The sequence below is a fragment of the Streptomyces sp. GC420 genome (assembly GCF_009916105.1).
Lineage (GTDB): Bacteria > Actinomycetota > Actinomycetes > Streptomycetales > Streptomycetaceae > Streptomyces.
Genome location: NZ_JAAAXQ010000049.1, coordinates 12515 through 29737, shown reverse-complemented (window position 1 = coordinate 29737; position 17223 = coordinate 12515). Strand labels below are relative to the sequence as shown.

The following is a 17223-nucleotide window of genomic DNA, read 5'->3' as shown; positions in this document are numbered from 1 at the left end:
GACCTGACCGCAGCACCTTCATCCCCGGCGTGAACAGCGGGAACGGGAAGATCACCATCACCTACTCGCTCGCGTTCGAGTCGACACCGCCCGACACCGCCGGGGCGGGGGGCAACGGTGGGAACGCCGTCGCCGGGAACGGTGGGAACAGCTACGGAAGCAACAACGGCCCCAGCGGCGCCATCTCCGGAAACACCAACAACGGTGGAACGCAGAGTATCTACCCGAACGCTGGTAACGGCGGAAACGGCGGCAATGCCAACGGCGGGAACGGCGGGAACGGCGGCAACGGCGGCAACGGCGGGAACGACTGACGATCTGCCGCAGATGTATCAGTGGGCCAGGCCGGTATTACCGGAGTTGCCTGGCCCACCCACCTTGGCACCGCACACCTGGACTAGCTCGGCGGAAGTTGGCGTTGCCTGCGTCATCAGCTCCGATTTCGACTGGCTGCATCAAAAATCCCGCGAAATTCCTTTACCTGCACTGTCGATGAAGGGGAGATCAATGCGTAGTTCATTCTGTCGGCTTGCAACAGCCACCGTCGTGGCCGTCGGCCTTTCGAGTGGAGCCTCTCCGGCCTTTGCGGCCGATGGTTATCGGCAGAGCGATACCTTGGGCGTGTACAAGAATTTCGAAAGTACGGGGCGAACGGCTCTGGCGTCGAGTCTCGGTGAAGCGTTTGTGAACCTCGTGACTCCGCCCCGGGAGATTGCCTACACCGACCCGACATCGTCGGGCAACGGCGGCAGCGGTGGTAATGGCCAGGGCGGGAGCGGCGGGAACAGCTATGGAAACAACAACGGCAGCGGCGGGCATAGTACTACGGTGAACGTGATGTACTGCATGCCCGTGCTCACAAGCTCAAGCTCCTGCACGCAGTCCGGCGGTACGGGTGGAAACGGCGGCACTGGCGGAAACGGCGGGGACGGCGGAAACGGGAACGGCGGAAATGGCGGAAACGGAGGATGAAGAAAGAATTCTCGCTTTTCGGGAATTCCCGGATGCGCCTCCCCCGCCTACTGTAGAGGTCGCGTGACCGAGGGGCAGTTGGGGTTATCCGTCCAGTAAGCGCGTCTGCGATGCCGAGTTCCCTGAGGGGCGGTACAGATCGCGACGGAGACCGAGGCGCAACGGGGTCGCCGCCGTCGGTCGGCCGACGACGGGAAGCCGAGGCCGGGCCCCGACGCCTTGGTAGCCGCGGATGACTAAACGTGTCACGCCTGGCGGTTGGCGCCATCGGCTCCCGACTACCGGGGCGCGAGTTTCTGCGCGCTGGAAGGCGAATGCGCTGCGGCCGGGTTCGAAACTCCTCCGCGAACTGGCAACTCGGGCCGTTCCCGCTTCCGTTGTCGTCCTCAAGGCGCATGTTGGGGACGCGTTGAGGACACAAGGATAGGAACAGACAGGCAAGGATGAACTGACGCTGACACCGCGCACCGCGCTTGACCTGCGAAAATGCCATGGATCGGCGTTGATCGGCAAGGGCCGCCAAGATCCTCAAAGGACTCATAATCCGTCGGCCGTGGGTTCGAGTCCCACCCGCCCCACCAACGCAGGCCTCTGACCTGCGGAATCGCCATTCTTTGAGGGTGGAAACGCCAACTCGGGCTGAACGGAGCAGAATCCGCTGCTCGCGACTTCGGATTCCCGGATGCGCGTGTTGTTCCTGAGGCTCACGGTGTCTCTGAGCTGCGGTGGAATCAACGAGCGAGGCTGTGGACGGTTACGGGACGGCCGGATCGCAGGGTTGAACCAAGATCGTGAGGACGCTGTGAGGACGCGGGGTCCGAGAACGGCCCGTGTCAGCCACTCGACGCCCGCTTGCGACCTCATCCGTGGCCTGGTCCCTGGCTGTGTTCCGGACCGAAGGGTTCTCCGCACGACTGGAGGAGGTTGCCGAGAGGACGGGACCGTGCGTGTTCAAGCGGTCGAAGGGGCTACCGATTCGCGGTAGTCAACCTTCCATCCCTGCGCCCCGACCCGGGACAGGGACCGACGCACGCCCGGTTCCGCTCCCGCCGGCGACGTCGTCCGGCGTCAGCCCTCGCTGCGCTGCGGTGCTTGCCTCGCCTCGCCGGTCCGGCCGGTGCCGGCCGCTTCGCCCGCATCCGCCTCGGTCTCTTCGCCTGCCCGGCCGCGCACGACGTAGGTCGCTCCGCCGATGGCCAGGGCGACGGGCCACTCGAGCGCACCGGCGACGGTCAGCGCCCCGAGGCCACCGTAGAAGAGAAGGTCCTTGCCCGGGAAGGCCGGCAGGTGTGAGGTCATCGCCTTCGCGCTGGCCTTGAGATCTCCCGGAGTCATGTACGGAACGGTGGGGTGGGCGCGGTGCATGTGCAGAACCTCACCGCCTTGCGTGGCCGTCGCAGGCGGCTGAGTCCTCTCGGCCGTCTGGGTTCCTGTGGGCATCATGAGAATCACCCGGATCGCACTGATCGAATAATTGCCTTCCTTCCATTCTGCGCGTAATCGCCGCCGGGCGGCAGCTCCGGAACCCGCAGCGGAGGCAGCCGCACGGAGTCGGCAGGGCAGGTGCTGGTGGGGCGTGCGCATACTGGTGGGAAGGACGCGATGTGATGCGAGCCGGTGCCCGTTTCGCGGGCAGGCGGTGGCGGAGGCGCGCGGATGATCTCCTCTCTCTGTTCCAGGGCGGTCCGAGCGGCCGTAGGGGCCCTGAACGCCGCACCCGTGGTGCTGTCCGTGGTGGGCCGCGTGCTGATACCGGGGGCCCGTCGCAGCTGGGTGGTGGCCGGCGGGGTGCAGATCGAGATCCGGCACCTGGGAGGGCCCGCGACGACGGAGGCCGCACGTGCCCTGGAGGAACGGCTGAGCGAGTTCCCCGGAGTGGATCGCACGGAGGTGAACGGGACGCTCGGTTGTGTGTTCGTCGCCTGCGACCCGTCCGGTACCGACCTGGAGGGCATGATCGCTGTCGTGGCCGAAGCCGACGCGCAGGCCGCAGATGCCGCCGAGGGGGAGGCCCGCGGGGACGGCCCCCGCGGGGTCGGCGATGCCCGCGCGGGGCGTGCCCCGCGCGCCATCGGCTACCCGGGAGCTCCCGAGGGGCCGGTCGGGGCGGCCCTGCAGGTGGCGGCGAGTGCCGCCGCCTTCGGCGTGGCCGTGGTGGGACGGATCGCCCGCGCGCCCGGTCTGCCACCCGTCGTACCGGCTCTCGTCCAACTCGGCGAGGCCACTCCGCGGCTGCGGGAGGCCACCACCCGCGCCATCGGCCCCGCGGCCGCCGAGGCCGGCTGGGCCGCGGTGAATCTGGTCGCCTCCACACTGACGTACCGGCCGCTCGGCCCCCTGGTCTCCGGCACGCTTGCCACTGCCCGGTATGCGGAGGCCAAGGCCCGGTGCGAGGCCTGGCGAGACTGGTCGTCGGGGGCGGCCGGGCGCGAGGGGGCGTATCGCCATGACGCCGCGCCGGTCCGCCGGCGGCCGGTGCCGCTGCCCCTGGGTCCCGCTGGGCGGTACGCGAACACGGCCGTGTCGGCGGCCGTGGCGGGTTACGGACTCACAGGTGCTCTCACCCGCAGCCACGACCGGGCGCTGGCCCTGCTGATCGCGGGCATACCCAGAGGCCCCTGGGCGGGTCGGGAGGCCTTCGCCGCCGCGGTGGGCCGAGCCGCGTCCCTTCGGGGAGGTCTTGTGCTGCGGCCGGAGGCGCTGCGCAGGCTCGACCGCGTCGACACCGTCGTCCTCGACGCCCGCCTGCTGGTCACACGCACCTGGACCGTCGATGCGGTGGCTCCCGTCGCGCCACCGCAGGAGCGAACCAGTGGCCCGCACGGCAGGGAGGTCGACGAGATCCACGCGCTCGTGCACGAGATGGTCGACAAGGGCTTTCCCCCTCACCCCCGTACACAGGGGGCATGGACGCTGCATCCGCTCTCCGCCGATCACGACACGCCGATGGAACTGCCCCCCAAGACGGCGGCCATGGCTGATGAGTGGGCCGAGCAGGGTGCGCGGGTGCTGCTCGTGACCCGGCGGAAGCAGCCCGTGGCCCTCGCGCGCATGGTCCCCCAACTGCGCCCCCTCGCAGAGCACTTGATGCAGGCGGCCCGCGCGTGCGGCCGGGTTGTGCTCGTCGGCGGCCCGCCCGGGCTGAACCGCCGCTTCGGACTGGACGAGGCCCTCCCCACCGGCGGGACCCGCACAGTGGCGGTGGTCCGCTCCCTCCAGAGGGAGGGCCGGGGTGTGGCTGTCGTGGCGACCGGCGCCCGCCGTGCGCTGGCCCATGCCGACCTGGGCATCGGGGTGACGGACGGCGCCCGCCGGGTGCGATGGGACGCGGACGTGGCAGGCGCCCCCGATGTAGCGCACTTGCTGCTGACCGCGCTTCCCGAGGCCGGCGCCCTGTCCCGGCGGTGCGTCCGATTGGAAGCGGCCGGCGCCCTCGTGGGTGCGGCAGCGGGGCCGGCCGTCCTTCGGCGCGGCGCCTGGGCCCGCGCCCGCCTGGTGACCGACGCCGTGACCATCGCCGGGATCGGAGCCGGCCTCTGGGCCGGGCGGACACTGCGCCACCGCCCGGCCCCGTCCATCACCGACCGGACGCCCTGGCATGCCATGACGGTACGTCAAGTCCTCAGCCGGCTCGGGACGTCCACGCGGGGACTCGACGAGGCCGAGGCCGCCAGGCGCCGCGAGGCCGCCGGACACGGCGGACCGCCCGTCGCCGGCACGCTGATCGGCAGGGTCGCGGAGGAGCTGGCCAATCCGCTCACGCCCGTCCTGGGAGTCGGCGGCGCCATCTCTGCCGCGCTCGGTTCCGTCCTGGACGCGCTGCTCATCGGCGGCGTGCTCGGCGTCAACGCGCTCGTCGGCGGAGCCCAGCGCGTGAGCGCCGACCGCGCCGCCGAAAGCCTCCTGGAGGCGGCCTCCGCCCGCGTACGGCTGCGCAGGGCAGGCCGGCCCGGCACCGCCGAGACACCCGCTGACCGCCTGGTGGCCGGAGACGTGATCGAACTGCACGCCGGTGACACGGTTCCGGCCGACTGCCGCCTGCTCGAGGCGACGGGCGTGGAAGCCGACGAAGCAAGCCTCACCGGTGAGTCCCAGCTCGTGTCCAAGACCCCCGCCCCGACTGCGGCGGCAGCGGTGGCGGACCGCCACTCCATGCTCTACCAGGGCACGGCTGTGGCGGCCGGCAGCGCCCTCGCCGTGGTCGTCGCCACCGGCACCGCCACGGAGGCCGGCCGCGCCGCCCAGGCAGCCCCCGCACAGACGGCACCGCCCAGCGGCGTCGAACACCGGCTCAACGCCCTGGGCCGCTGGTTCCTGCCCCTGTCCATCGCCTCCGCCGGGCTGCTGTTCCTTGCCGAGATCACCCGGAGGCGGCCCCTCGGCCCGGCTCTGGGCTCCGCGGTCAGCCTGTGCGTGGCCGCCGTACCCGAAGGCCTGCCCTTCGTCGCCACCGTCGCCGAACTGGCCGCCGCCCGCAGACTGTCCACCCGCAACACCCTCGTGCGCAGCGCCCCCACCATCGAGGCGCTCGGCCGCACGGATGTGCTGTGCTTCGACAAGACCGGCACCCTCACCGAAGGACGGATCAGCCTGCAGCAGGTCTCCGACGGCGTCGAAGGGCGCCCGCTCGGCGCGCTCACTCCGCGACTGCGCCGGGTCGTGGCCACCGCTGCCCTGGCGGCACCGCCCGGCCCGGCATCGGAACTCACCCACCCCACCGACCGGGCCATCGCCGCCGGAGCCGAGAAGGCCGGCGTGGCGACGGAGGCGGCGGACGGCTGGCAGCGGCTTGCGGAACTGCCCTTCGAACCCGGTCGCGGCTACCACGCGGTCCTCGGCCGGACCGGCGGACAGCGGCGGCTGGTCGTCAAGGGCGCGCCGGAGGTCGTCCTGGCCCGCTGTCGACGGGTCCGGCAGAACGACACCACCGCGCCGTTCACCGGGGAACTGCGCAAGGCCATCGACCGCGACATCGACGGGCACGCCCGGCGCGGCCTGCGCATGCTGGTGGTGGCGGAGCGCGACCCGGGGGACCTCGACGACGCCCACCCGTCCCTTGAGGACGCCGATGTCGAGGGACTGTGCCTGCTGGGACTGATCGGCCTGGCCGACCCGATCCGGCCCACCGCCGCGGAAAGCGTCGCCCGGCTGGCCGCGGCAGGCGTGCGGATCGTGATGCTCACCGGAGACCACCCCAGCACGGCCGCAGCCATCGCCGCCGAACTCCGGCCCGACCATGCGCCGCGCCTGATGACCGGGCCGGAGCTGGACGCACTCGACGACGCCGAACTGACGAGCAGACTGCCGGAGGTCTCGGTCTTCGCCCGTGTCACCCCCACGCACAAGGTGCGCATCGTCACCGCGCTGCGCGCGGCCGGCCGGGTCGTCGCCGTCACCGGCGACGGCGCCAACGACGCACCCGCCATCCGCATCGCCGACATCGGCATCGCCATCGGCTCCCGTGCGACCCCCGCGGCCCGCACCGCGGCCGACGTGGTGGTCACCGACGACCGCATCGAGACCATCGTCCGCGCCATCGTCGAAGGCCGCGCCATGTGGGCCTCGGTCCGCAAGGCGCTGGGCATCCTGCTCGGCGGCAACCTGGGGGAGATCGCTTTCGTCCTGGCCACCACGCTGCTCACCGGACGCAGCGCGCTCAACGCACGCCAGCTGCTGCTCGTCAACCTCCTCACCGACATGCTGCCGGCCATGGCCATAGCCGCCCGCCCCCCGGCCGGCCGCGCCGAGAAGCTGCTCGCAGAGGGCCCCGAGTCCTCCCTGGGAACGGCCCTGACGCGGCACATCCGCCTGCGCGCCACCGTCACCGCCCTCGCGGCGGGCAGCGCGTGGATCGCCGCGCGGTGCACCGGTACCCGCGCGCACGCCGACACCGTCGCCCTGGTCGCCCTCGTCGCCTCGCAACTGCTGCAGACCCTCACCGACGCAGGCAGCGACCCGGTCGTCCTCCTCGCCGCACTGGGTTCCCTCGCGGCCCTCGCCCTGGTCGTCGCCATCCCCCCTCTCAGCCTCTTCTTCGGCAGCCGGCCACTCGGACCGGCGGGGTGGGCCATCGCCCTGACCGCGGCGGCGGCACCCGTCGTGCTGTCCGAAGCCCTGCGACGCCTGCCCGGTTCGGAAACGCACCCCGGGCCCCCGACGGCCGATGGCCGTGAGCGCATCCACACCGCAAGGCAGCAGGCGGGACGCTCCGAGGCTCGCCGGGACCGCCACGCGACCGCACCGACCCCGACATGACGACGACCATTCACCTGGGGTTCACTGACCCCCCGCCCCCGCGCCGTCCGAACGCCGGACAAAGGAGCCGTACCTGCAGCTAGCACAAGAAAGGCGGCTCCCATGCCGCACATCCTCACCGCGATCCTCACGAAGGCGGCCGTCGCCGTACTCGAGGCGCTCCTCATGCGCCTGCTCGTCCAGCTCTGGAACTCCTTCGCCCGCACCGGCCACCCCGTGGCAGCGGTGGCGTAAGGCACCGGTCCCTTCCCCGCGGCGCGAGCCGCCCGCGGGCAGTCGCGGCGGTTGCCATCGGCGGCACTCGTCGACCGCGGCGGCGGATCCAGCGGCTGCTCGCTGGGGCAGGGCTGGCGCCTCCTCGAACACCTGGCAGGTGAGTACCTGTCCGGCCCCCACCACGTCCCCAGTGACGCGGCATGAGCAACCTGACCCCGATCATGCTCCACCCGGACCTGGAACCCTGGGAACGCCAGCCCAAAGAGACCCAGAAGCGGCACGCCCAGTTCTGCACATACCGGGACCACACGTCGATCGTGCGGGACTGGCACGCCCTCGCCCAGGGGGATCCGCAGCCTGCAGAGGGCGCGCTGGTGTCGGAGGAGTTGCTGCGCCTGATCCGCGACCAGGATCACGGCGTCACCCCGCAGAAGATCGCCGCGGCGGTCGACCCGTCCGGTGGTGGCCGGGATGTCGCCGGCGTCATCGGCGGCTACCTGGGTGACGACAAGCGCGTGTGGACCACCCATGACCGGTCGGCGGCGATGTCGTCGGCCGAATGGTCCACCGCGGCCTCTCTCCTGGCGTATGAGACGAACGCGGCCGTGATCTACGTGGAGTGGAATTACGGCCGCGACATGTGCGTCCTGGCGATCCGCACCTCGTGGGAACGCCTCCAGGAAGAGGGCGTCATTCCGAAGCACGTCCTGATGCCGGTGATCGACCCGGTGCGCGCCAAGCAAGGCAAGCTGCTCCGTGCGGAGCCTGTGGCCCAGCAGATGGTGCAGGACCGGGTGCGGCTGCGGGGCGTGTTCACCGACCTCGAACACGAGTGGTCGCACTGGATGCCCACCGACCGCGACTAACCGGGCCGTATCGACGCCTCGTGCATCCTCGTGTACGGCCTGATCCCGGGGGCCAACGCGGGCGCCATCGTGCACGCGCCGCTCCCCACGGCCCCGCAGTCCCCGACCGGGCGGCGCCGTCGGCGACACCGGCCGCCAGATCGTACGGGCGGCACATCGGCCGGCGATCGTGCCGCGGCGGTCACGGGTGCTGGGCCGGGTCGAGGGTGCCGCCACGAGGGTCGTCGAGATCAAGCAGAGGCCGGCAGCCGGCGGCTACTCCTACACGCTGCCGCTCAAGGCCAAGGGGCTGCGGGCCAAGCAGCTGGCTGACGGCAGTGTGCTGTTCAGCGACGGCAAGAACCGGAAGAGGGCTGTCATGCCCGCGCCAGTCATGTGGGATGCGGCTGTCGATGAGCGTTCCGGTGAGCACCTGAACCGGGCCCGGGTCGCGATGAACGTCGTGCAGACCAAGGGCGGCGTGGATCTGGTGATCACACCGGACGCGAAGTTCCTCGCGGACCCAGCGACCCGGTATCCCGTCACGGTCGACCCGTCGGCGTCGTCGCTGTCGAACGTCTTCGACACCTATGTCCAGCAGGGCGAGACGGTTGACCTGTCCACGGACACCGAGCTGGACTTCGGCAACCCGGGCGCGACCAACGCCGACGGCACGCCGCGCACCGCGCAGTCGTTCATCTCCTGGAACTCTTCTCCGATCGCGGACGCTCTGGTCTCCAGCGCGAAGCTGAGCCTGTGGAACTTCCATTCGGGCAACACCGACTGCACGGCGCGGTCGTGGGAGGTGTGGTCCTCTCCCGCCGCGTCGACATCCAGCCGGTGGACGAACCGGCCGACGATGACGGCGAAGAAGGCCACCTCCACCGAGACACGCGGCAACCCCTCGTGCACCACGGCTCCGGACGGGTGGATCAATGCCGATGTGACGACACTGGCGCTGGAGTGGGCGTCGGCGAAGGCCACGCGCGGGCACATGGGCCTGCGGGCCACGCTCGAGTCGGTCATTGCGCAGTGGAAGCGGGTGAACTCCGCCAACGCGGCATCGAATCCGCCGAAGCTGGTGGTGAACTACAACTACCGTCCGCGCACCGGCACCGACCAGCAGGCCGGCCCGCCGTTCTTCAAGGACTCCGGCGGTACATGGTTCGTCAACACCACGACGCCGACCCTGCAGGACACCTTCGTCGACCCCAATAACGACAAGGTCGACGGCACCTTCCAGATCTTCGACAACGCCACCGGTACGCAGGTCGGGGACGTCCTGGTCTCGCCCTTCGTGGCCTCCGGGCAGCCGGCCGCGGTGAAGGTGCCCTCGGGGCAGCTGACCAACGGCGAGACGTACAAGTTCCGCACGTCTCCGTACGACGGCCAGCACTACAACACCGGCTGGTCCGCCTACGCGTACTTCACCGTCGACACCGGCGCCCCCTCCGCGCCCAGTGCGGTGACCTCCACCGACTACCCGACCAACGCCTGGGTCAAGGGCGTCGGCCGGAACGGCGACTTCACCGTCACCCTGCCGTCCGGTGACCAGAACGGCATCGAGTGGTCGCTGGACGGCGCGGTCTGGGAGAGGTCCCGACCAGCGGCACCACCCCGGTGAAGATCACCCTGGCGCCCGAGGAGGCTGGCACCAACGTCCTCCAGGTCCGGGCCACGGACAAGGAGGAGAACACGTCCGACCCGGTCTCGTACACCTTCCACGTCGGCCCCGGCGGTGTGACGCTGCCCGACGACGGAACCCGCATTGCGGCCCGGGTGCCGCTGGCGGCGGAGGCCGATCAGCTTCGCTACGACGACTAGATGGTCGAGGAGTACGTCCCGGGGATGCCCTGCGATCCGAAGACGGAAGGGTTGGCGGCGGCGATCGCGCTGGACTCCGTGGACGTGGCCGTGCTGCGGGAGCACCGGGTACGGCAGCTCGCGGAGCGGGAGGCCTGGAACGAGGAGGCTGCGCTGGCGAGGGCGGCCGGGAAGGACCGGGCGGACGGCGACGGACCGGCCGCCGGTGTACTCCCGGCCTTCACCGCGGCCGGCTGCCCGGAGGAGCTGAGGCCGGCCTGTCTGCCCGTCGATCCGGTCTCGCGCACCACCTATCAGCCCGGCGACCCGGCCCAGTGTGACCTGTGGTTCCCGCCGGTCGACATCCCGCTCGGCCATGGGCAGAGCGGACGCCTGCCATCATCCGGCAGATCGCTCGGATGCGCAGGGCACCCGCCAACGCCCACCAGCGCGCCCCATTTCCGGTGAACCGCAAGGCCAGGAACCGGATCACCCGCGTTCAAGCACCACGAGAAACCGCCGAACTCTCGCAGAACGCCCTCTGCGAACCCTCATGTCAGCGGTCCTGACAGCGGGATGTCAGCCCCTTACACGCTCCGACAGTGGGACGAAAGATGCCGTGGCTAATTTCGTCACCGTCAACCGCGGACGCGTTGGTCCGCCGGTGCACGACTACGAGATTCCGAGAGCACCGGTGCGAGTACCACCGCGCTCTTGGGAGGGGGTTACCCGCCGATGACGGTGTTCACAAGTACCTTTGCGTCCGGTGTCCGGGCACTCGAGTTCGTCCGGTCTGTCGACCGGCGCCTCCTCCACCGACGGGCCTTGTCGGAAGTGTTCCTCACCGACACCTCGGCGGTGGACGAGCAGTGCTTCCTCGCGGGCGCCCAACTCCCTTCCTCGCACGCCTACTTCACCGATCACATCGGCCACACGGTTGTCGACCCGATCCTGCTCCTGGAGTGCGCTCGGCAGGCCGAGACATACGGCGCGCACACTCACCTCGGCGTCGACAGCGACACGAAGTTCGTCCTGCAGTCGTGGTCCATGCGGCTGCCCGGCCTGTTCACCGCGCACTCCGGCGACCCGGCGGAGCTGACCATCCAGGTCACGACCGACCGACCCGTCGGCGCGACCGCGCCCGCCCGATCGGTCACGTACGAGATGCGCTTCCTGCTCTCCGGTGAGGAGGTCGGCGAGGTGCACATGGCGGTCGGCCACCTGTCGTCGGGGACGTACTCCTTCATCCGGTCAAAGCGGCGCGGCAGCCCGCCCGTCTCGTCCGACGACGTCGCGACCGTCCCGGCGACGGTCGCCCCTCAGGACCTTGGACGCGCGGGCCCGGTCAACGCCCTGCTCATCGACCCTGTGCACGACGGTGACGGAATCTCCGCCGGCGTACGGACCCCCAACGACAACCCGAGCATGTTCGACCACGCGCAGGACCACCTGCCGGGCATGGTGCTCACGGAGGCCGCACGGCAGGCCTCCCTCCTCGCCGGCGCCCGGCTCCTCGGCCGGCCCGCGGACGGGACCACGCTGGTCGGGTTCGACCTCGGCTTCGCCAAGTTCGCCGAACTCGACGCGCCGACCACGATCAGGGCGATCCCCGAGCACGACAGCGACGGGATCCAGACCTTCCGGATCGCCTTCCAGCAGAACGGCGATGAGGTCGCGTCCGGCACCGTGGAGACCACGACCGTCCCCGCGTCACACCGGAGCGCACGGTGAGCGGACGTGCGGCGGTGCTGGCGGGGCTCGGTGGCTGGCTGCCACCGACGCGGATCACCAACGACGACCTCGCCCGGCAACTCGACACCACCGACGAGTGGATCACCACCCGCACCGGGATCCGGCAGCGGTTCGTGGTCCCGCCGGGACTGTCCACCTCGGACGTCGCGATCGAGGCCGGGGCCCGGGCGCTCGCCTCGGCGGGCACGGACTCGGTGGGCCTCCTCATCCTCGCCACGAGCACCCCGGACCACCCGTGCCCCGCTACGGCGCCGGAAGTGGCCAGCCGGCTCGGGCTCGGAGAGATACCCGCGTTCGACGTGGCCGCCGTGTGCACGGGGTTCGTGTACGCGCTGGCGACCGCGTCGAGCATGATCCGTGCGAGGATCGCCGACAGCGCCCTGGTGATCGGCGCCGACACCTTCTCCACCATCCTCGACCCCGGGGACCGTACGACCAGGTCGATCTTCGGGGACGGTGCGGGGGCGATGGTGCTGCGCGCCGGAAGCCTGTGGGAACGCGGTGCGCTGCTCGGGTTCGACCTGGCCAGCGACGGCTCCCAGGCCGACCTGATCACTGTGCCGGGCGGCGGGTCCGAGTACCGCTCGAAGGGGCTCGCCGCACCGGGCGACGAGTTCTTCACGATGCAGGGCCGTTCGGTGTTCCGCAACGCCGTGACGCGGATGAGCGAGTCGTCGCGGCGGCTGGCGAAACAGCTCGACTGGCCCCTCGAGTCCATTGACCGGCTCGTCGCCCACCAGGCGAACATCCGCATCCTGACCGCCGTAGGCAATGAACTCAGGCTGCCCGAGGAGAAGTTGGTGGTCAACCTCGACCGGGTCGGCAACACCGTTGCCGCCTCCATCCCGCTGGCGCTGGCTGACGCCGTGCACACGGGCTCGATCACACCGGGCCACCGGGTGCTGCTGTGCGGCTTCGGCGGAGGCCTCACCTGGGGGGCCGCGGCCCTGGAGTTTCCCGAGGTGTCCGTCGAACCACTGCCGGGTCCCCCGGCGCCTGCTGAATCCACCTACACCAAGTGAACGAGGAAAGCGGAATCATGAGCGCTGTACAGGAAAAGCTGACCGATCTGCTCGTCTCCCAGCTCGGCGTGCCCGCCGCGAAGATCGAGCCGGAGATGACCTACAAGGATCTCGCCCTCGACTCGCTCGCGCTGATCGAGCTGACCATGCTCATCAACAGGGAGCTGGGGGCCGACCTCACCGACGACGTCCTCCAGGGCGAGACGACCATAGCGGACACCGTCGAGCTCATCGAGGCCCAGGGCGTGCGCGCGTGACCGTCCCCTCGAAGGGGGCCGTGGCGATCACGGGTGTCGGACTCGTGACCGCTGCCGGCCTCGACGCGCGGACGAGCTGGGAGCGGGTGTGCTCCGGCCGGTCGACCGCCGCTCCCGATCCCGAACTCGCCGGTCTCCCCGTCGACTTCTCCTGCCGCGTGCCCGGCTTCGATGCCGGGGCGCTGCTCGGGCCGAGCAATGCCTGGCGGCTGGACCGCTTCACACAGCTGGCGATCGTCGCCGCCCGCCAGGCGGTGGCCGACGCGGGTCTCGACCCGGGGAGCTGGGACGGCACCCGCGTGGGCGTCATCGTCGGCAACTCCCTCGGCGGTACGGGAACGTGGGAGCAGCAGCACCGCAGGTTCCTGGAGGACGCGCCGAAGAGCGTCTCCCCGCTGATGATCCCCATGGGGATGTCGAACATGGTGGCGGGCCATACCGCCATCGACGTCAAGGCGTTCGGGCCGAGCATGGTCACTGCCACCGCCTGCGCGTCCGGCTCCAACGCCATCGGCCTGGCCCGGGACCTGCTGCGGTCCGGCACCTGCGACGTGGTGCTCGCCGGTGGCGCCGAGGCCGCCCTGACGCCCGCGACCATCACCGGCCTGACGCGGATGGGCGGGCTCTCGGGGCGGCGCGAGGACCCGGGCGCCGCGTCCCGGCCGTTCGACGCGGCGCGCGACGGCTTCGTCGCGGCGGAGGGCGCGGGAATCCTCGTACTGGAGCGGCCCGAAGACGCGCGGGCGCGCGGTGCCTCGGTCTACGCCAACGTGATCGGCTTCGGCTCGTCGACGGACGCGTACCACGCCACCGCGCCCGACCCGAGCGGAGCCGGGATGGAGCGCGCCCTGCGCGCCGCTCTCGCCGACGCGGGTGCGGGGACGGACGAGGTGGACCACGTGAACGCGCACGGCACCTCCACCCCGCTCAACGACGTCGCCGAGGGCCGCATACTGCGCCGGGTCCTGGGCGAGCGTCCGCTGGTCACCTCGACCAAGGGTGTCACCGGGCATGCGCTCGCCGCCGCGGGAGCCATCGAGGCCGTCTTCACCGCGCTGGCGCTGCGCCATGGCGTGGTCCCGCCGACGGCCAACCTCACCGAGCTCGACCCCGAGATCGACCTCAACGTCACGACGGGCAAGGCGGCAGAGGCGGACCTGGAGGTCGCGGTGAGCACATCACTCGGTTTCGGCGGCCACAACGCCGCACTCGTATTCGCGGCCGTCTGAAGCCAGAAGGAGGAAAGGTGCGCCTGAGAGATCTGGGCAACACGGGAATCAGGATCGGTAGCGTCGGCCTCGGGTGCATGGGCATGAGCTGGCTCTACCAGGAGTCCGCCCGAGACGACGAACGCTCCATCCGGGTCGTCAACGAGGCACTGGACCTCGGTGGGAACCTGCTGGACACGGCCGATATCTACGGGGCGGGCCACAACGAGACGCTGCTGGGCAAGGCCGTCGCAGGTCGCCGGGACGAGGCGGTCGTCGCGACGAAGTTCGGCATCGTCCTGGACGACCTTCAGCACCGGGCGGCCCACCGCGACAACTCACCGGCCTATCTGCGTACGGCGGTCGAGGCCAGCCTGCGACGGCTGAACATCGACGTCATCGACCTCTACTACGTCCATCGCATCGACCCCGCCGTCCCGCTGGCGGAGACATGGGGCGCGATGGCAGAGCTCGTTGAAGAGGGCAAGGTGCGCTGGCTCGGCCTGTCCGAGGCCACCGTCGCACAGGCCCGCGACGCACACGAGATCCACCCGGTGACCGCCGTCCAGTCCGAACTCTCGCTGTGGACACGCGACGCGCTGGAGGGCGAGTCGGGCGGGATGGTCGGCTGGTGCGAGAGCGTGGGGGCGAGCTTCATCCCGTTCGCGCCGCTGGGCCGCGGTTTCCTCACCGGGACCCTGCACGCCGGCCAGTTCGAGGACAACGACTTCCGCACCGCCAACGCGCGCTTCCACCGCGCCGCGATGGAGGCGAACCAGCGCATCGTCGACGTGATCCGGGAGGTCGCCGACCGCCGTTCCGTCACGCCCGCCCAGGTGGCCATCGCCTGGACGCTGGCGCAGGGCGACCGGGTGGTGCCGATCCCCGGCACGAAGAACTCCCGCTATCTGCGGGAGAACCTGGCCGCGGTGGAGGTCCACCTCACCGAGGAGGACCTGGCCGACCTGGCCGCGCTGCCCGCCGCCGTCGGAAGCAGGTACTGAGCGCATGAGCGACAGTACCGAGGCCATGGGTGAACGGCCCGTCCGGATCGCGTTCTTCGACGTCGACGAGACACTCACCGACAGCAAGAGCATGTTCTCCTTCCTGGAGTTCCACCTCGCCGATCCGGACCGATACCGCGCGGCCGCAAGCGAGTTGACGCTTGCGGCACAGGCCGGCGTGCCCCGCGAGGAAACCAACCGCGCCTACTACCGCAGCTACACGGGGATGGAACAGGCCGCGGTCGCCGAGAACGGACGCCGCTGGTTCGCCCGCGAGCGGCAGAGGGACGGCTTCCTCCACCAGGAGGTCGTAAGCGAACTGCGCCGGCTCCAGGCCGAGGGGTACCACGTCGCGCTCGTCTCGGGGTCGTTCCGAGCCTGCCTCGACCCGATCGCGGAGCACCTCGGCGCGGACCACATGCTGTGCAGCGAGCCCGAGGTGGTCGCGGGCCGGTACACGGGCGAGGTACGCACCGCGATGATCGGCGAGGCGAAGGCCACGGCCGCCCGGGCCCTGATGGACCGGTCGGGCGCACGTCCCGAGGAGTGTGTCGCGTACGGCGACCACGCGTCGGACCTGCCGCTGCTGACCTGCGTGGGCGGTGCGGGGGTCGTCGGGGACGACCCGGTGCTCGCCGAACACGCCGATCAGCTCGGCTGGATCCGGCTGCCGAGGACCGCCGGGCCCGCAGCGGTGGCACAGGGGACCGCCGCTGCGGACCCGACCACGCACTCGTCCGCCTCGTCCCCGGCAACCTCACCGGCTCCATCCACCCCATCGGCTCCATCCACATCGAGCACGGAGGAACCCACACATGCGACTCGGTAACGGGCTGGGGATCCGGGCCGTCAGGACCTGTCTGCCGGGGACCGTCGAGACCGCCCTGGACGCCATCGCGCGCGGCAGGATCGGCGAGGACGACCTGACGAACACGGGCGTCACCGAGGTCCCGGTGTCGGACATGGTCTCGGCGCCGGACATGGCGGTGAAGGCGGCGCGCGACGCGCTCGCTGCGGCGGACTGGGACGGCGCCGGCCTCGGCTTCACCACGCACGCCTGGATCCACCACCAGGGCCACGACTTCTGGTCACCCGCGCACTACGTGGCGCACCGGATCGGCGCCGTGCGCGGGGTACCCCTGGGTATCCAGGTGATGTGCAACGGCGGCGGCACCGCACTGGAGGCGGCCGCGTCGCGGCTCCTCGCCGACAGCACCACCGGCACCGCACTGGTCACCACCGGCGACCGCTTCCCCGACGAGGGCTTCGACCGCTGGGCGGGCGACTACGGCGTCTTCTACGGCGACGGGGCCACGGCGGTCCTGCTGCACGAACGCGACGACGCCCTCGACGAGTTCACGCTCCTCGGCCTGTCCAGCGCCGCCGTCTCGGCGGCCGAGGGACTGCACCGCGGCCGGGACGAGTTCACCCCGGCGAGCCGGTGGATCAGCGACCGGATCGACGTCAAGCGCACCAAGAAGGCGTTCATCACCGATGTCGGCCTCGACGGCTTCTACAGCGGAGTGCACACCGCGCTGCGCGGCATCGTCACGACCGCGCTGGAGGAGGCCGGCCTGGACGTCGACGACCCCCGCATCCGGGTCCTCGCCCTCCCCAGGGTGGGCATCAAGGTCCGCCGCGAGACGTACCACCCGGCGGTCGAGGGCCTGACCAAGGCACGCATCGTCGAACTGGGCAACCGCACCGGCCACTTGGGAGCCGGCGACATGGCAGCGAACCTCACGGACATCCGGGAGCAGGAGCTGCTCGCACCGGGCGAGATCGCCCTCACCATCTCGGCGGGCGGGGGCTTCGGCTTCACGTGCGCGGTCGTCGCCCGTCCCGCCCGCTGAACCCGCTCCTACCGCCATCCCCCCATCAGCCCCCTG

Annotated in this window: 12 protein-coding genes and 2 pseudogenes; 13 read left to right on the top strand and 1 reads right to left on the bottom strand. The window is 70.9% G+C overall.

All coding sequences use genetic code 11. The annotated features are described in order from the left end of the window. Positions 1-314: pseudogene (locus tag GUY61_RS39960) on the top strand (hypothetical protein); the annotation flags it as partial. Positions 315-2040: 1726 nt separating this feature from the next. On the opposite strand, the gene GUY61_RS09215 reads toward GUY61_RS39960, so the two are convergent. Further along, the gene (locus GUY61_RS09215) at positions 2041-2307 is read right to left on the bottom strand and encodes a hypothetical protein (protein ID WP_208105746.1); all 267 of its coding nucleotides are present in this window, start codon (positions 2305-2307) and stop codon (positions 2041-2043) included. Between the two features lie 321 nt (positions 2308-2628). Between GUY61_RS09215 and GUY61_RS41145 the strand changes: the two genes are divergently transcribed. The 12 genes and pseudogenes from GUY61_RS41145 (at position 2629) to GUY61_RS09160 (ending at position 17187) form a co-directional block, all read left to right on the top strand. Then, positions 2629-7227, top strand: coding sequence for a cation-translocating P-type ATPase (locus GUY61_RS41145; RefSeq protein WP_166629583.1), 4599 nt, complete (start codon positions 2629-2631; stop codon positions 7225-7227). A gap of 102 nt (positions 7228-7329) precedes the next feature. Further along, a complete protein-coding gene (locus tag GUY61_RS39945; protein ID WP_243766301.1) occupies positions 7330-7461 on the top strand; it encodes a carboxylesterase family protein in 132 nt (43 codons plus the stop codon). 182 nt (positions 7462-7643) lie between these two features. Further along, on the top strand, positions 7644-8309 hold the full coding sequence (locus tag GUY61_RS09205; protein WP_208105745.1) for a hypothetical protein: 666 nt from the start codon (positions 7644-7646) through the stop codon (positions 8307-8309). Between the two features lie 169 nt (positions 8310-8478). Continuing rightward, a pseudogene (locus GUY61_RS09200) lies at positions 8479-10106 on the top strand (DNRLRE domain-containing protein); the annotation flags it as partial. Between the two features lie 6 nt (positions 10107-10112). Then, on the top strand, positions 10113-10559 hold the full coding sequence (locus GUY61_RS39940) for a hypothetical protein (protein WP_243766304.1): 447 nt from the start codon (positions 10113-10115) through the stop codon (positions 10557-10559). A 267-nt stretch (positions 10560-10826) separates the two neighbouring features. Further along, positions 10827-11822 carry an AfsA-related hotdog domain-containing protein gene (locus tag GUY61_RS09190; RefSeq protein WP_279576781.1) on the top strand — a complete coding sequence of 332 codons (996 nt, stop codon included), beginning with the start codon at positions 10827-10829 and terminating at the stop codon, positions 11820-11822. Then, positions 11819-12865 (top strand): beta-ketoacyl-ACP synthase III, encoded by a 1047-nt coding sequence (locus GUY61_RS09185; protein ID WP_166629581.1) that lies wholly within the window; start codon positions 11819-11821, stop codon positions 12863-12865. The genes GUY61_RS09190 and GUY61_RS09185 overlap by 4 nt, the downstream gene beginning before the upstream one ends. A gap of 17 nt (positions 12866-12882) precedes the next feature. After that, positions 12883-13122, top strand: a complete 240-nt coding sequence (locus GUY61_RS09180) for an acyl carrier protein (protein WP_166629580.1) — start codon at positions 12883-12885, stop codon at positions 13120-13122. Further along, entirely contained in the window at positions 13119-14351 is a 1233-nt protein-coding gene (locus GUY61_RS09175) for a beta-ketoacyl-[acyl-carrier-protein] synthase family protein (RefSeq protein ID WP_313896587.1), read from the top strand. The genes GUY61_RS09180 and GUY61_RS09175 overlap by 4 nt, the downstream gene beginning before the upstream one ends. 17 nt (positions 14352-14368) lie before the next feature. Continuing rightward, the gene (locus tag GUY61_RS09170; RefSeq protein ID WP_313896586.1) at positions 14369-15334 is read left to right on the top strand and encodes an aldo/keto reductase; all 966 of its coding nucleotides are present in this window, start codon (positions 14369-14371) and stop codon (positions 15332-15334) included. 4 nt (positions 15335-15338) lie between these two features. Next, complete coding sequence (locus GUY61_RS09165; protein WP_243766300.1) at positions 15339-16163, top strand: HAD family phosphatase; 825 nt, start codon at positions 15339-15341, stop codon at positions 16161-16163. Then, a complete protein-coding gene (locus GUY61_RS09160; RefSeq protein ID WP_166629579.1) occupies positions 16150-17187 on the top strand; it encodes a 3-oxoacyl-ACP synthase in 1038 nt (345 codons plus the stop codon). Before GUY61_RS09165 ends, GUY61_RS09160 begins: the two co-directional genes overlap by 14 nt. Positions 17188-17223 lie beyond the last annotated feature (36 nt).

Excerpts from the sequence above, each read along its gene's own strand:
- GUY61_RS39940 (WP_243766304.1), top strand. The coding sequence starts at position 10,113 with ATGGTCGAGGAGTACGTCCCGGGGATGCCCTGCGATCCGAAGACGGAA.
- GUY61_RS09190 (WP_279576781.1), top strand. The coding sequence starts at position 10,827 with ATGACGGTGTTCACAAGTACCTTTGCGTCCGGTGTCCGGGCACTCGAG.
- GUY61_RS09205 (WP_208105745.1), top strand. The coding sequence starts at position 7,644 with ATGAGCAACCTGACCCCGATCATGCTCCACCCGGACCTGGAACCCTGG.
- GUY61_RS09180 (WP_166629580.1), top strand. The coding sequence starts at position 12,883 with ATGAGCGCTGTACAGGAAAAGCTGACCGATCTGCTCGTCTCCCAGCTC.
- GUY61_RS09160 (WP_166629579.1), top strand. The coding sequence starts at position 16,150 with ATGCGACTCGGTAACGGGCTGGGGATCCGGGCCGTCAGGACCTGTCTG.
- GUY61_RS41145 (WP_166629583.1), top strand. The coding sequence starts at position 2,629 with ATGATCTCCTCTCTCTGTTCCAGGGCGGTCCGAGCGGCCGTAGGGGCC.
- GUY61_RS09215 (WP_208105746.1), bottom strand. The coding sequence starts at position 2,307 with ATGACTCCGGGAGATCTCAAGGCCAGCGCGAAGGCGATGACCTCACAC.
- GUY61_RS09165 (WP_243766300.1), top strand. The coding sequence starts at position 15,339 with ATGAGCGACAGTACCGAGGCCATGGGTGAACGGCCCGTCCGGATCGCG.
- GUY61_RS39945 (WP_243766301.1), top strand. The coding sequence starts at position 7,330 with ATGCCGCACATCCTCACCGCGATCCTCACGAAGGCGGCCGTCGCCGTA.